At 60.1% G+C, this 13,339-nt stretch carries 12 protein-coding genes; 7 read left to right on the forward strand and 5 right to left on the reverse strand.

Annotation, left to right across the window (positions count from 1 at the left end; all coding sequences use genetic code 11):
• Positions 1 to 9: 9 nt before the first annotated feature.
• The gene (locus BFP89_RS28900; RefSeq protein ID WP_176718398.1) at positions 10 to 342 is read right to left on the reverse strand and encodes a hypothetical protein; all 333 of its coding nucleotides are present in this window, start codon (positions 340 to 342) and stop codon (positions 10 to 12) included.
• A 2-nt stretch (positions 343 to 344) separates the two neighbouring features.
• Here BFP89_RS28900 and macA point away from each other — a divergent pair, with 2 nt between their 5' ends.
• A complete protein-coding gene (gene macA, locus BFP89_RS08400) occupies positions 345 to 1,496 on the forward strand; it encodes a macrolide transporter subunit MacA (protein WP_065885031.1) in 1,152 nt (383 codons plus the stop codon).
• 3 nt (positions 1,497 to 1,499) lie between these two features.
• Positions 1,500 to 3,458 (forward strand): MacB family efflux pump subunit, encoded by a 1,959-nt coding sequence (locus BFP89_RS08405; protein WP_065885032.1) that lies wholly within the window; start codon positions 1,500 to 1,502, stop codon positions 3,456 to 3,458.
• Positions 3,459 to 4,212: 754 nt separating this feature from the next.
• Here BFP89_RS08405 and BFP89_RS08410 read toward each other — a convergent pair.
• Both BFP89_RS08410 and BFP89_RS08415 read right to left on the reverse strand, forming a co-directional pair.
• Positions 4,213 to 4,884, reverse strand: coding sequence for a LuxR C-terminal-related transcriptional regulator (locus BFP89_RS08410; protein WP_104503316.1), 672 nt, complete (start codon positions 4,882 to 4,884; stop codon positions 4,213 to 4,215).
• Between the two features lie 175 nt (positions 4,885 to 5,059).
• Positions 5,060 to 6,487 carry an aminotransferase-like domain-containing protein gene (locus BFP89_RS08415; RefSeq protein ID WP_065885034.1) on the reverse strand — a complete coding sequence of 476 codons (1,428 nt, stop codon included), beginning with the start codon at positions 6,485 to 6,487 and terminating at the stop codon, positions 5,060 to 5,062.
• Between the two features lie 158 nt (positions 6,488 to 6,645).
• Here BFP89_RS08415 and BFP89_RS08420 point away from each other — a divergent pair, with 158 nt between their 5' ends.
• From BFP89_RS08420 to BFP89_RS08440, 5 genes are all read left to right on the forward strand, one after another.
• A complete protein-coding gene (locus BFP89_RS08420) occupies positions 6,646 to 6,828 on the forward strand; it encodes a rubredoxin (RefSeq protein WP_065885035.1) in 183 nt (60 codons plus the stop codon).
• A gap of 27 nt (positions 6,829 to 6,855) precedes the next feature.
• Complete coding sequence (locus BFP89_RS08425; RefSeq protein ID WP_065885036.1) at positions 6,856 to 7,725, forward strand: sugar phosphate isomerase/epimerase family protein; 870 nt, start codon at positions 6,856 to 6,858, stop codon at positions 7,723 to 7,725.
• A gap of 71 nt (positions 7,726 to 7,796) precedes the next feature.
• Positions 7,797 to 8,429, forward strand: a complete 633-nt coding sequence (locus BFP89_RS08430) for a LysE family translocator (RefSeq protein WP_065885037.1) — start codon at positions 7,797 to 7,799, stop codon at positions 8,427 to 8,429.
• 78 nt (positions 8,430 to 8,507) lie between these two features.
• Positions 8,508 to 9,566: a diguanylate cyclase gene (locus BFP89_RS08435; RefSeq protein ID WP_065885038.1), complete on the forward strand. Its 1,059-nt coding sequence runs from the start codon at positions 8,508 to 8,510 to the stop codon at positions 9,564 to 9,566.
• A 48-nt stretch (positions 9,567 to 9,614) separates the two neighbouring features.
• Positions 9,615 to 10,844, forward strand: coding sequence for a M20/M25/M40 family metallo-hydrolase (locus tag BFP89_RS08440; protein WP_065885039.1), 1,230 nt, complete (start codon positions 9,615 to 9,617; stop codon positions 10,842 to 10,844).
• Between the two features lie 72 nt (positions 10,845 to 10,916).
• On the opposite strand, the gene BFP89_RS08445 is transcribed toward BFP89_RS08440, so the two are convergent.
• Entirely contained in the window at positions 10,917 to 11,333 is a 417-nt protein-coding gene (locus tag BFP89_RS08445; RefSeq protein ID WP_065885040.1) for a hypothetical protein, read from the reverse strand.
• The coding region (locus BFP89_RS08450; protein ID WP_141689061.1) for an RHS repeat domain-containing protein at positions 11,333 to 13,339 on the reverse strand (2,007 nt) is incomplete at its 5' end. The genes BFP89_RS08450 and BFP89_RS08445, both read right to left, overlap by 1 nt.

The raw sequence follows: 13,339 nt of genomic DNA on the forward strand, positions 1-13,339 counted from the left end.
GTTCCGCTCTTACAGCGGCTCACTTTTGAAAAGCGCAAAAGTAAGCAAAACGCTCTTGCCCCACCACTCGGCACCTCGCTCATGCTCGGTGTGCCCTCTCTCCGGCTTGAATCCGTGGGCCGCCGCAATGGGCCATCCATGGCCCAGTGCGGCTAACCCGGCGTCCTGCCGGGTTACCCACGGATTCAAGCCTGCGTTCGGCCAGCGTGGTTTGACGGGGCGCCTGAGATCAAGATCAGAAGCCAGATCAAGAGCGACTCGCTGCGCATCGTGGTTAGGGTTGGTTGCTGCAGCGTTATGTGGATTTCCATGCTCAATTAAAAAGCTCAATTCTATGGTCATTTATGCAAACGTCTAAGTTACGCAAAATCGGTATATTCGCAGTGCTGGCGGTTGCCATCGGCTTGATCATTTACACCGTCAAGGCGCCTGCCGATGCGCCCCAGTACCTCACGGCCACGGTTGAACGCGGCGATATTGAAAACGCCGTTCTCGCCACCGGCCTGTTGGAGGGCGTCAAGCAGGTCGATGTGGGGGCGCAGGTTTCCGGTCAGTTGAAGTCGCTCAAGGTCAAGGTCGGTGACAAGGTCAAGAAAGGCCAGTGGCTGGCTGAAATCGATCCGCTGATTCTGCAGAACACGCTGCGCAAGGCCCAGGTCGATGAGGAGAATCTGCAGGCTCAACGCCGCGCCACGGCGGCGCAGGTCAAGCAGGCCAGGTCGGTGTATGAGCGCTACAAGGGCTTGCAGGCCGATGAGTCGGTGTCGCGCCAGGATTTCGAGGACGCCGAGTCGACCTTTCAGGTGCAGCAGGCCAATCTGCTGTCGCTGGATGCGCAGATCAAGAGCGCGCACATTCAGATCGACACGGCCAAGGTCAACCTGGCTTATACCCGTATCAATGCGCCGATTGACGGCGATGTGGTGGGTATCGTTACCCAGGAAGGCCAGACGGTCATCGCCAACCAGTTGGCGCCGGTGCTGCTCAAGCTGGCCGATTTGGACACGATGACGGTCAAGGCCCAGGTGTCGGAAGCGGATGTGATTCATATCAGCCCCGGCCAGCAGGTGTATTTCACTATTCTCGGTGAGGCCGACAAGCGCTACTACGCCAAGCTGCGTGGCACTGAACCGGCACCGCAGAATTTCCTCGAAACCCAGACCGCCGGTGCGCCCAAGCAGAATACGGCGGTGTTTTATAACGCGCTGTTCGATGTGCCCAACCCCGACCACCGCTTGCGCATCGCCATGACCGCCCAGGTGCGTATCGTGCTCGACACCGCCGAGGCTGCGCTGATGATGCCGGTGGCGGCGCTGGGCGCGCGCAATGCCGAGGGCGGCTATGCAGTGCGGGTACTCGACGCCAAGGGCAGGGCGCAGGTGCGTGAGGTGAAGACCGGTATCAACAACAACGTCAAGGTGCAGATCCTCGACGGCCTGGTCGAGGGCGACAAGGTGGTGATTGGCGACGCCTCGCCTGCCGTGGCGGGGAATTGAGCCATGACTCAACCTCTGCTGGAGCTCAAGGGCATCACCCGCAGTTTCATGGCCGGCGAGCGCGAATTCATCGCGCTCAAGGGCATCGACCTGACCATTCACGCCGGGGAAATGCTGGCGATCATCGGCGCCTCGGGGTCGGGTAAATCGACATTGATGAACATCCTCGGCGGCCTGGATTACGCCACCGCCGGCAGCTACAAAATCAACGGCATCGAAACCCGTTCCCTGGGCGATGAGCAACTGGCGGAACTGCGCCGCGATTACTTCGGGTTTATCTTCCAGCGCTACCACCTGCTGGCGCACCTGAGTGCCTTGCACAACGTGGAAATGCCGGCGATCTATGCCGGCATCCCGGAAGGCCAGCGCCACAGCCGCGCGCGGGAGTTGCTCGCGCGCCTGGGCCTGTCGGGGCATGTCACCCATCGGCCGAGCCAGTTGTCCGGTGGGCAGCAGCAGCGCGTGAGTATCGCCCGGGCCTTGATGAATGGCGGCGAGGTGATCCTGGCCGACGAACCCACCGGCGCCCTCGATACCCACAGCGGCAAGGAGGTGATGCGTATCCTCGCCGAGCTGCACGCGGCCGGGCACACGGTGATCATCGTCACCCACGACCCCAAGGTGGCGGCCAATGCCCAGCGTATCGTCGAGGTGTGCGACGGCGAGATTGTCAGCGACAAGGTCAACGACAGTGCCGGCCTGGAGCTGCCCGGCGAAGCGCCGCTCGAGCCCCGGCGCAGCGGCGCGCGGCGCCTGGTGGCCAGCCTGGGGTTGTTCAAGGAAGCGTTCAACATGGCCTGGGTCGCGCTGATTTCCCATCGCATGCGCACCTTGCTGACCATGCTCGGTATCGTCATCGGCATCACCTCGGTGGTGTCGATCTCGGCCATCGGCGAGGGCGCCAAGCGTTATGTGCTCAAGGACATCCAGGCCATCGGCAGCAACACCATCGATATCTTTTCCGGCACCAGTTTCGGTGACAGCCGCGCCTCGGCCATCGAGACCCTGATGCCGTCAGATGTGGATGCGTTGAACCAGCTGTATTACGTCGACAGCGCTACCCCGGTGGTGGGGCGCAACCTGTTGCTGCGCTTTGGCAATATCGACGTGGATGCACAGGTCAACGGCGTCAGCGACCGCTACTTCAAGGTCAAGGGCGTGAAGCTCGAAGCCGGTATCGCCTTCAGCGAAAGTGATGCACGGCGTCAGGCACAGGTGGTGGTGATCGACCACAACACCCGGCATCGCCTGTTCGGGGCGAACGTCGACCCCCTGGGCCAGGTGATCCTGGTGGGCAACCTGCCGTGCACGGTGATCGGGGTGACGGCGGACAACAAGAACCTGTTCGCCGCCAGCAAGGTGCTGAACGTGTGGGTACCGTATGAGACGGCGGCGGGGCGCCTGTTGGGGCAGCGCCATCTGGACAGCATCACCGTGCGCATCAAGGACGGCCAGCCGAGCAAGGTGGTGGAGGACAACGTCAATAAGCTGATGCTGCAACGCCACGGCACCAAGGACTTCTTCACCAACAACCTCGACAGCATCATGCAGACGGTGCAGAAAACCAGCCGCTCGCTGGCGCTGCTGTTGTCATTGATCGCGGTGATTTCGTTGTTGGTGGGTGGCATCGGCGTGATGAATATCATGCTGGTGTCGGTCACCGAACGCACCCGCGAGATTGGCATCCGCATGGCCGTAGGGGCGCGGCAATCGGATATTCGCCAGCAGTTTCTGGTGGAGGCGGTGATGGTGTGTCTGATCGGCGGGATTATCGGTATCTCGCTGTCCTATGCCATCGGCTATTTGTTTTCGCTGTTCGTGAAGGAGTGGGAAATGGTGTTTTCCCTGGGCTCGATCATCACCGCGTTTGCCTGCTCCACGCTGATCGGCATCGTGTTCGGCTTCGTGCCGGCGCGCAATGCGGCGCGGTTGGACCCCATCGAGGCACTGGCTCGGGATTGATCTCTATCTGCCAATGAGTAACCAATGTGGGAGGGGGCTTGCCCCCGATGGCAGTGTGTCAGTCAATGCATAGTCAAGCTGACCCACCGCTATCGGGGGCAAGCCCCCTCCCACCTTTTGACTGATGTCGGCTTAGAGGCTTGTGGTACGAATGCCTGCCCGCAATGCGACGCGGCTGGACCCATCGAGGCGCTGGCTCGGGACTGATCTCTATCTGCCATTGAGTAACCAATGTGGGAGGGGGCTTGCCCCCGATGGCAGTGTGTCAGTCAATGCATAGGCAAGCTGACCCACCGCTATCGGGGGCAAGCCCCCTCCCACATTTGGACCGATGTCGGCTTAGAGACTGGTGGTACGAAGGCCTGCGCGCAATGCGACGCGGCTGGACCCCATCGAGGCACTGGCCCGGGATTGATCTCTATCTGCCAATGAGTAACCAATGTGGGAGGGGGCTTGCCCCCGATGGCAGCGTGTCAGTCCATGCATAAGCAAGCTGATACACCGCTATCGGGGGCAAGCCCCCTCCCACCCTTGGACCGATGTCGGCTTAGAGGCTGGTGGTACGAAGGCCTGCGCGCAATGCGGCGCGGCTGGACCCGACCGAGGCACTGGCCCGGGACTGATCTCTATCTGCCAATGAGTAACCAATGTGGGAGGGGGCTTGCCCCCGATGGCAGTGTGTCAGTCAATGCATAGGCAAGCTGATACACCGCTATCGGGGGCAAGCCCCTCCCACATTTGGACCGATGTCGGCTTAGAGACTGGTGCTGTCTTCGGTGGCATACATCCACCTCAACAACGAATGCCGTCCGCTGATGCCCAGTTTGATCGCCGCGCGCTTGAGGTAGCTCTCGATGGTGTTGACCTTCAGTGCCAACTGTTCGGCCAACTCCGGCGCGGTGCGCCCGGCCAGCAGGCCTACGCACACTTCCAGTTCACGGTTGGACAGGGTCAACCCCGATTGCACGAGGCGCTCCTGAATGCGCCGCCGCAAGGTCTCGATGCCCTGGTTCTGCGGTTCCTGCGGCGTATTGCCTGGGGGGCATGGCTGGATCGCGCTGATGTGGTTTTCCACCATGGGCAGCAGCAGCGTGGAGAAATCCTCCAGCATGCTGCGCTCTTGCGCCGAGAAGGTCTCGGACTGGTGCGAGCGGTACACCGACAGCACATACCGCACATCGTCCTTACGGCGGGTGAGGTGCAGCTGGGCGGCCGGTTGCTCTTCGCCCAGCGCCACTGCCGAGTCGGTATAGACCGGACTGATCCTGCGGCGAGTGTGGCCAGCGGCACTCACTCGCAGTTGCGTGATATGGGTGGCGTCCACTGCCAGTTGGGTGAGGATCAGGTCATGCAGCATACGTGGGAAGTGGCGACTGCCGGTGCTGGCGATGACCTTGCCTATATGTGGGAACAGGTGTGAGTTCATCAATTCGTCCATGAGTTTCGGATGCAGGTATTCGGTCTTATAGCGACGGGGATTAAGAGACTAGCCAATGCGAATAACCTGCAGTGATAGTGCTGCCCGCCGAGACGTATGCTAGTACAGCCTGACCAAAGGGTGGGGATTGAATCGTTAAAAAAACAGATTAGCGAGGTTTGATCTAAACGTTTCGTCCTCCGCGTTGCGCAAGCTCCTGGCGCAGCAGCGCTTCAAATACCCGCTGCGCCCGTGGCTCATCACTGTGAGCCACATTGAAGCGCATCAAGTCCCGATGAGCCGGGTCATAGCCAAACAGCAAGCCGGGCGCCAGCACCATGCTGCGCTTCAGGGCTTGCTGGGCCAGCAGTTCGCCGTTGACCCCCGGCGGCAGGCGCGCCCAGATGAACATGCCGCCTTCGAAAGCCATCGGCAGTTCGCAGCTGCAGCGCTTGAGCCATTGCTCGACGCGCCCGCCGGCTTCCATCAGGCGCTGGACCATGCGCTTGCGGTGCTTGGCATAACTGCCTTCGCTGAGCATGCGGTACACGATCTGCTCGAACAGCTCCGAGGTCACGCCGCCGCTCATCAACTTCATGTTGGTCAGGTTGGCGGCCAGTTGTGGCGCGGCCACCACGAAGCTGACGCGGGTATTGGCGCTGAGGATCTTCGAGAATCCCGACAGGTAGGTGACCTGGTCCAGCCCGGCGACGGCGGCCAGGCGTGGCGGTGGGTTGGGGTGCAGGTCGCCGTAGAGGTCATCCTCGACGATATGGCAGTGATACTGCTGGGTCAGTTGCAGCAGGCGAAACGCCTGGCTGGGGCTGAAGGAATGGCCTGTCGGGTTATGCAGCACGCTGGTGGTCAGGTACAGGCTGGGCCGGTGTTCGGCCAGCAGGTGTTCGAGGGCGGTGAAGTCGAAGCCGTCGGGGCGGCGTTCGAGCGTCACCACCTTGACGCCATGCAGGGCCAGGTTGGCGTGGAAGTTGAAGTAGCACGGCGCGTCCAGCAGCACCGTGTCGCCGGGCCGCACCAGCAGGCGCATGAGCATGTCCAGGCCCTGCACGGTGTTGGGGGTGGTGATGATCTGCTCCACCGGCACCGACAGGCCTTCGCCGTGGAGTTTCTGTTGCAGCGCCTGGCGCAACGGCAACAGCCCGGCCGGCGTGCCGAGCCCGGCGATGCGCAGCGACGGCGCGCGCACCACGCTGCGCATGGCCTGGCGGATCGCTTCGCCGTTCAGCCAGTCCTCCGGCAAGTGCCCGCCACCGGGGCGCAGCTCCCCACTGGCAGTGGCCAGTGGCCGGCGCAATACGCTGAGCAGGTCCTGGGGCAGCAGGTCGACCCAGGCCACCGACGCCGGGCGCGCGCTGTCCATCGCGACGAAATAGCCCCGGCCCTGGCTGGACGTGAGCAGGTGCCGCCCGCGTAGACGGTCCAGGGCCTCATTGAGGGTGAACTTGCTGACACCGAGGATTTCGGTCAGCTCGCGCACCGACGGCAACTTGCTGCCGGGTGCCCATTCACCGGCCTCGATGGCCTGGCTGAACGCATCCACGATCTGCTGGACCTTGGGTGTGCCTTCCACAAAGGCGATGGCCGATACCAACATGAAATGTCCTTATGTTTGCCGGTGCTTTTACCGGTGAAGTCAGGCGGGATTAGGCATCACTTTACCTGCCTGGCGCAATGCCATTGCCCTAGACTGCGCGCCATCTCGCCAGGAGTTGGCGAAATTTCCTATACGCGAGCAATGGATTCTGCACTCTCATGAAGACTTATATGTGTGCACCCTGCGGTTTTATGTACGTAGAAGCATTGGGCATTCCGGAGGACGGAATTCCCGCCGGCACCCCTTGGGAAGAGGTGCCTGAAGACTGGACATGCCCGGATTGCGGCGTGACCAAGGCCGATTTCATGGCCATCGAACTCGCTGACGCTGTCACCGCCTGACCCTCCATCAACGAAAGGAATCGCTCCATGGAAAGCAAACTGATCAACCCCGCCGTACCGTTCTGCACCGGTGTGGCCCACCAGAAATACCTGTCCGCGGAACAGGGCCTGCAAGCCGCCATTGAAGGGCAGTGCACCCATTGGTATGTCGACGGCAGCCTGTTCGGCGAAATGGTCGACGACTGGACCGATGCGCGCATCGAAAGCCTGTTGGCGCAGATCGCCGCCAGTGGGGTCAAGCCGGTGTTCCATGGCAACTTCAAGGCGCCGCTGGGCAGTGACGTCGAGGCGTTTCGCGTGGCGGCGGTGGCCTATGTCAAGCAAGAGATCGATATCGCCAGTCGCCTCGGCGCGCCGCTGATCATTCACGGTGGCTGCATCGTCGAGCCGAAAATGGTGCTCAAGGCCAAGAAAGTGGCGCTGGAGCATTACCTCAAGTCCGTCCAGGAACTGGCCACTTATGCGGCGACCAAGGGCACGGACATCTACCTGGAAAACCTGTCCAACTACGTCAACTATCGTCCTTTCCACTACATCTTTACCCATGAGGCTGAATACGCATTTGTGTTCGAGCGCCTGCAGGCCCACGACAACGTGTATTTCTTCCTCGATGCCGGCCACGCCAACATCGAGGACGGTCTGCCGGCGGCCGTGGTGCGCAAGTATCACCACTTGATCAAGGGCATTTCCTTCAGCAACAACAACGGCGTGCAAGACCAGCACTTCGGCATTCACGACGGCAACTGCGACTACGCCGACGTCATGCAGGCCATTGTCGAAACCAACTGGAAAGGCCTGGTGGCGTTTGAAACCCGCAACCAGACCGCCAAGGCGGCCCTGGCCGACCTGGCCTTGATGTACCGCGAATCCCTGACGACCGAAATCGCCGTCGCCTGATGTCATGCAGGGGTGTGCGCCTGTGGCGTGCGCCCCGTTGTTGCCGTTCTCTCCATTCAAGGTCCCGGACCATGACAAGTGCGTTAACGCTGTCTTCGTTTCTCTACTTCCTGTTGTTCTGCGCCACCATGACCTTCAGTCCCGGTCCCATGACCCTGTTGCTGTTGAGCCTGGGCTTGAAGGACGGCCTGCGCAGTTCGATTCCGGCGCAGATCGGCGCCAGTGTGTCGTACCTGATTTCGATCCTGATCTTTGCCGTGGGCTTTTCGGAGCTGATCAAGGGCAACCTCGCGATTACCCAGGCCATCCAGTTTGTCGGCGTGGCCTACATCCTTTACCTGGCCTACAAGCAGTGGACCAGCAGCGGCGTGTCGATCGACAAGGCCGGCGCCGTGGAGGGCTCGCGCAGCCTGTTCGGCAAGGGTTTGCTGACCGGCTTTTCCAATCCCAAGACCATCATCATGTTCAGCGCCGTGTTCCCGCAGTTCGCCGGGGCGGGTGAGCACAGCTCGGCGGCGGATATCGCGATCCTCGGCCTGACCTTCCTGCTGCTGCAATTTGCCAGCGGCTGCCTGTACTGCTATTTCGGCCAGCGCATCAAGCACGTGCTGGAAAATCCCGGGCGGCGAGTGCTGCTGCAGCGGATCACGGCGGTGATGTTGCTCGGCGTGGCGGTCATGCTGGCACGCGGCTTTTCGCATTGAAGCATTAGCCTGCAAGCAGTAGTGGCGTTTTGACTTTGCCCTGATAGACTTCAGGGATTAACCCAGGATGCCCCTATCATGCCAGCCGTCGGAGGAAATGGACTTCCGCTCGCTTCGCGCTTGTACAAATCCCGTCTCCTGGGTATGACGCTCGGCTTTGTGTGCGTGGCGTTTGCGATGTATCCGCTGAACCCGTCCCCATGGGTGTGGGCCTGGATGCTGATCAACGCGTTTGTCTGGCCGCACCTGGCATTTCAAGCGTCGTTGCGTGCCGTCCATGCGTTGCGCAGTGAGCGCCGCAACCTGTTGTTCGACTCCTTCTGCGGCGGGTTCTGGGTCGGCGCGATGCACTTCAATCCGCTGCCCGGCGTCACCACGTTGTCGATGATGAGCATGAACAATGTCGCCATCGGCGGGCCGCGCTTCATGCTGGCGGGGTGGGTGGCCCAGGCCCTGGGTATCGCCACGGCGCTTTTGATATTCACTCCGGCCTTTATTGCCGTGACCACCCAGGTGCAGTTGTACGCCTGCCTGCCGATCCTGATGCTGTACCCCCTGGTTCTGGGCTGGATCTGCTATCGCCAGGCGCTGACACTGGCGCGGCACAAGCGTGAACTGCTGGCCCTGAGCCGCACCGACAGCCTGTCGGGCCTGCTCAACCACGGCGCCTGGAAAGACCATCTGGAAGTCGAGTTCCAGCGTTGCCGCCGTGGCCCGGCGGGAGCGGCCATTGCGCTGATCGATATCGACCACTTCAAACTCATCAACGACACCTATGGCCATGTCACCGGTGATATCGTTTTGCGCCAGTTGAGCAAGGTCTTGCGCCAGAACCTGCGCGGCACCGACCTTGCCGGGCGCTACGGCGGCGATGAGTTCTGCGTGATCCTGCCGGACATGCCGCTCAACCGCGCCACTGAGGTGATGGACGCCCTGCGTGATCGTTTCAACGCCTTGGCGTACGCCCAGGACCCGACCCTGCGTGCCAGCTTGAGCATCGGCCTGGCGCTGTATCACCCCGGCCATGCCGACTCCATCAGTTGGCTCAACGATGCCGACCGTGCCTTGTACGAAGCCAAAAGCAGCGGGCGCAACGGGGTCAACTCACTGCAGGGGGCTTGGTTGCGGTCCGTTTAGTGGGGTAGGGTGTGGCGATCTCCCTTCAACAAAAACAAGGACCGGTTCATGCCCTTCACCTTCCCCCGTACCCTTCTGGCCGCCACCCTGGCCTTGTCCTTCGCCCTGCCGGCCTACAGCGCCGAACCGCACAAGCAAATCCAGGCGGATGCCGAACAGTACAAGGACCAGGCCCTGAAACTGCTGGAACGCCTGGTGAATATCGACTCCGGCTCCGGCTACGAGCCCGGCCTGACCCAAGTGCGCGATATTGCCGTGGATGAATTGAAACAGCTGGGTTTCAGTATCCAGCTGGTGCCGGACAAGGCCGCCAACAGCAGCCATGTAGTCGCCACCCTCAAGGGCACCGGCAAGGCCAAGATCCTGCTGATGGCGCACATGGACACCGTGTTCAAGGAAGGCTCGGCCGCCGAGCGTCCGTTCCATATCAAGGATGGTCGTGCTTATGGCCCTGGGGTGATGGACGACAAAGGTGGCATCGTCGCCGGCATTTACGCGCTGAAAGTCCTGAAAAACCAGGGTTTCAAGGACTATGCGCAAATCACCTTCCTGCTCGATGCCAGCGAAGAAACCGGCTCCGACGCCGCGTCCGAACTGATCCGCACCACCGCCAAGGGCCATGACGTGACCCTCAACCTGGAACCCGGCCGCCCGGCCGATGGCCTGGTGGTCTGGCGCAAGGGCAGCGCCACCGCCGTGGTCGAAGTCAAAGGCAAAGCCGCCCACGCCGGCGTCGCGCCCGAATTGGGGCGCAACGCTGCCATGGAGGTTGCGCACCAGATCCTGCAACTGGGCAAGCTGGGGGACGAGGAAAAGAAAACCACCATCAACTTCACCGTGCTCAAGGCCGGCGACCGCACCAACGTCATCCCCGACCAGGCCACCGCCAAGGCCGACGTGCGCGCGGCGTTGCCGGAAGAGTTCGACCGCATCGAGAAAGACCTGGCGCGGGTTTCAGCGGACAAACTGATCCCCGAAACCGAAGTCAAGACCACCCTGCAACGCGGGCTGCCGCCAATGCCGCAAACGGCGGAATCGGACAAACTCGTCGCAATTGCCCAGGGCATCTACGGCGAGCTGGGCAAGACCCTGACCATCGAAGGCAGCGGCGGCGCCGCGGATGCAAGCTTGTCGGCCGGGGTAGGGACGCCGACGCTGGATGGGTTTGGGATCGTGGGCGGCAATATTCACACGTCGGAGGAATATGCCGAGGTGGAGAGTGTGATGCCTCGGGTTTATTTGTTGAGTCGGATGATTATGGAGCTTTCCAAGCGTTGAGTTCATGCACCTGTGGCTAGGGAGCTTGCTCGCTCGCCACAGGTGCAGTTTCAGGGAAAAATGGCAGTGTTTTTACCAGGTTGATTGGTCTTCGCGGCTGGCTTTTTGGAGGTCGTCTTTCCAAGCATCTTGAGCGAGATAATAAATATCCCTCAGAAAGTCTTTCGGATTATCCAGGTCATACCATTCTGCTCTTGGCCACGATCCAGCATCGTTTTCTTTTATCTCGAATAATTTATGGAAATTGTAACTTTCATCATCCAGCTTTCTTTTTAAATTTTCAATTAGAACGTATTTGTGCCTGTACGAAAGGTAGCTCAAGCTTAACGCGTAACGTTTTATCAATTCCTCTCTGTCCGCCTTGTCATTGGGATCATATTTTTCGAGCTCTATGCCGAGATCTTGCTCGCGGTCGTAAACATCAAATGCCCCGATAAACCACGTTAGGCTCGGATCAAACGGCTCATTTAAGAATGGATCTTTCAACATTATTTCTTCTCGGCAGGGAAGGCGGTAAATGGTCGAGTGTTATCTTTTTTGTCAAACTTAACTTCAAACCAATTCATATTTTCGTTGAGGTGTGGGTTTTCAGCATCTTTCTTGTTGGGTTTGTAGCCTCGTCCTGCCCCCGGTAGTTCCAGCCTAAGTATGGGGTTTTTATTGTGATCTTGGCCATTGAATGGATCGAGCCCCAGAGATTTACGTGTCAATGCCTTGTTCAAGGCGCTCAGCTGCATTTTCCAGCTGTGGAATTGAGAGCTTAAATTGCCTTTTCCGTCCGCTTTGGGCATTCCGGTAACTGGGTCCGTTCCGTCAATAGCTCTTTGTTTCAACGCTGAGTCAGTGATTTCAGGTCCGTGTTTGGTAACGGTGTGCATATCATATTTTTCCTCAAGTTCTAGTACGCGCCGCTTCGCGTTTGCCTCGGTCAGGGCCTCGATGCGTGCTCTTCGCTCATTTGCCCTGGGTAGCTCTGGTTGCCCCCTGTCGACCTTGGCCTTTTTTATAGGATCTTCTAAGCCGTTGGTGGGTTTGCATCCATCACTGGCGGGACACGAATTTAACCCTAGCGGGTCTACCCACCCGGTCGGATTAGTCACGTACTGGTACGCATTGATCCCACCCGCCAGCTTCACCGGATCCGGCGTCAGGTAACGGCCAATATCCGGATGGTAGTAGCGATGCCGGTTGTAGTGCAGGCCGCTTTCCTGGTCGAAGTATTGACCTTGGAAACGTAGAGGGTTGTCGATTTTGCCTACGTCGAGGCGGCTGATTTCACCGTAGGCGCGGTAGTGGGCGGACCAGACGATTTCGCCGTAGGGCGTTGTAAGTTCCTGCGGTGTGCCGAGGTGGTCGAGTTGGTAGTGGTAGGGCTTTACGTCTTCTGGACCGAAGCCTTCCAGCAGTGCCAGCGGGCGGAAGCTGTCCGGTTCGTAGAGGTAGCTGCGATGGTGATCGGCATGGTGTTCGGCGATGAGCTTGTCGCCTTGCCAGAAGAACTCTGTGGTTTTCTCTTCGATGGTTTTGCTGATGCGTCGACCAAATGGGTCATAGCGATAACTGGCGGTCTGGCCGTTGGGTTGGGTGACTTCGATCAGCCGGTGCTGGCAGTCGTAGCGGTATTCGGTGACGAGTTGCTGGCCCTTGCCACGCTGTTCGCGGATCAGGTTGCCGAAGGCGTCGTAGTCGTAATGGTGGTCGCCCTGGATCATCAGGCGATTACCCGCCACGATGTCCGGGCCCGGCCTGTCCTGCATGAGTAAATTGCCGGCGGGGTCGTGGCCGAAACGCTCCTGCACATCCTGCGAGTGATCGGCGCGAGTCAGGCGCTGGAGCGGGTCGTAGCGGTAACGGTGTTCGCCCTTGCGGGTGTCGAGCAGGCGGGTGAGGTTGCCGGCTTTGTCGTAGTCGTATTGGCGTTGGTAGAGGTGGTTTTGCTGTTGGGTGACAGCGTGGGCGTGCAGGCGGTTTTGGTCGTCGTAGTGGTAGTGACTGAGCAGTTGGCCTTGTTGGCGTTGGTGTTCGCGGCCGGCGTTGAATAGATGCGAGGTGAGCACGTCACCGTTGAGTTCGACGGTGGAGAGGTGGCCGCCTTTGTCGTGGTTGAAGGTGACGCGGTTGTTGTCCGGCAGGCATAAATGCTGAAGTTGCCCGCAGGCATCGTAGCCGTAGCGCAAAGTGCCCCAGCCTTGATGTTCTGCAGTGAGACGGTTTTGTTTGTCGTACTCGTAGGCCAGCGCCCAGTGGCCATCTTCGACGCTGAGCAGGTTGCCTTGGCGGTCGTAGATGTAGTCGACCGTGTTGCCATCGGGCAAGGTTTTTCTTACAAGATGACCGGCATGATCGCGCTCGTAACGGGTAACAAGCTGACTGCCATCGTCGCCGTGTTCGGTCTTTTCCTGCAGGTTGCCGTTGAGGTCGTAGGCGTAGGCGGTGCGTTGGCCGTCGAAGCCGGTTTCCTGTCGGATCAGGCCGTTGGGGTGGTAGTCCAGTTG

The sequence above is a fragment of the Pseudomonas sp. 31 R 17 genome, from assembly GCF_900004915.1.
GTDB lineage: Bacteria > Pseudomonadota > Gammaproteobacteria > Pseudomonadales > Pseudomonadaceae > Aquipseudomonas > Aquipseudomonas orientalis_A.

Excerpts from the sequence above, each read along its gene's own strand:
- BFP89_RS28900 (WP_176718398.1), bottom strand. The coding sequence starts at position 342 with ATGACCATAGAATTGAGCTTTTTAATTGAGCATGGAAATCCACATAAC.
- macA (WP_065885031.1), top strand. The coding sequence starts at position 345 with ATGCAAACGTCTAAGTTACGCAAAATCGGTATATTCGCAGTGCTGGCG.
- BFP89_RS08405 (WP_065885032.1), top strand. The coding sequence starts at position 1,500 with ATGACTCAACCTCTGCTGGAGCTCAAGGGCATCACCCGCAGTTTCATG.
- BFP89_RS08410 (WP_104503316.1), bottom strand. The coding sequence starts at position 4,884 with ATGAACTCACACCTGTTCCCACATATAGGCAAGGTCATCGCCAGCACC.
- BFP89_RS08415 (WP_065885034.1), bottom strand. The coding sequence starts at position 6,487 with ATGTTGGTATCGGCCATCGCCTTTGTGGAAGGCACACCCAAGGTCCAG.
- BFP89_RS08420 (WP_065885035.1), top strand. The coding sequence starts at position 6,646 with ATGAAGACTTATATGTGTGCACCCTGCGGTTTTATGTACGTAGAAGCA.
- BFP89_RS08425 (WP_065885036.1), top strand. The coding sequence starts at position 6,856 with ATGGAAAGCAAACTGATCAACCCCGCCGTACCGTTCTGCACCGGTGTG.
- BFP89_RS08430 (WP_065885037.1), top strand. The coding sequence starts at position 7,797 with ATGACAAGTGCGTTAACGCTGTCTTCGTTTCTCTACTTCCTGTTGTTC.
- BFP89_RS08435 (WP_065885038.1), top strand. The coding sequence starts at position 8,508 with ATGCCAGCCGTCGGAGGAAATGGACTTCCGCTCGCTTCGCGCTTGTAC.
- BFP89_RS08440 (WP_065885039.1), top strand. The coding sequence starts at position 9,615 with ATGCCCTTCACCTTCCCCCGTACCCTTCTGGCCGCCACCCTGGCCTTG.
- BFP89_RS08445 (WP_065885040.1), bottom strand. The coding sequence starts at position 11,333 with ATGTTGAAAGATCCATTCTTAAATGAGCCGTTTGATCCGAGCCTAACG.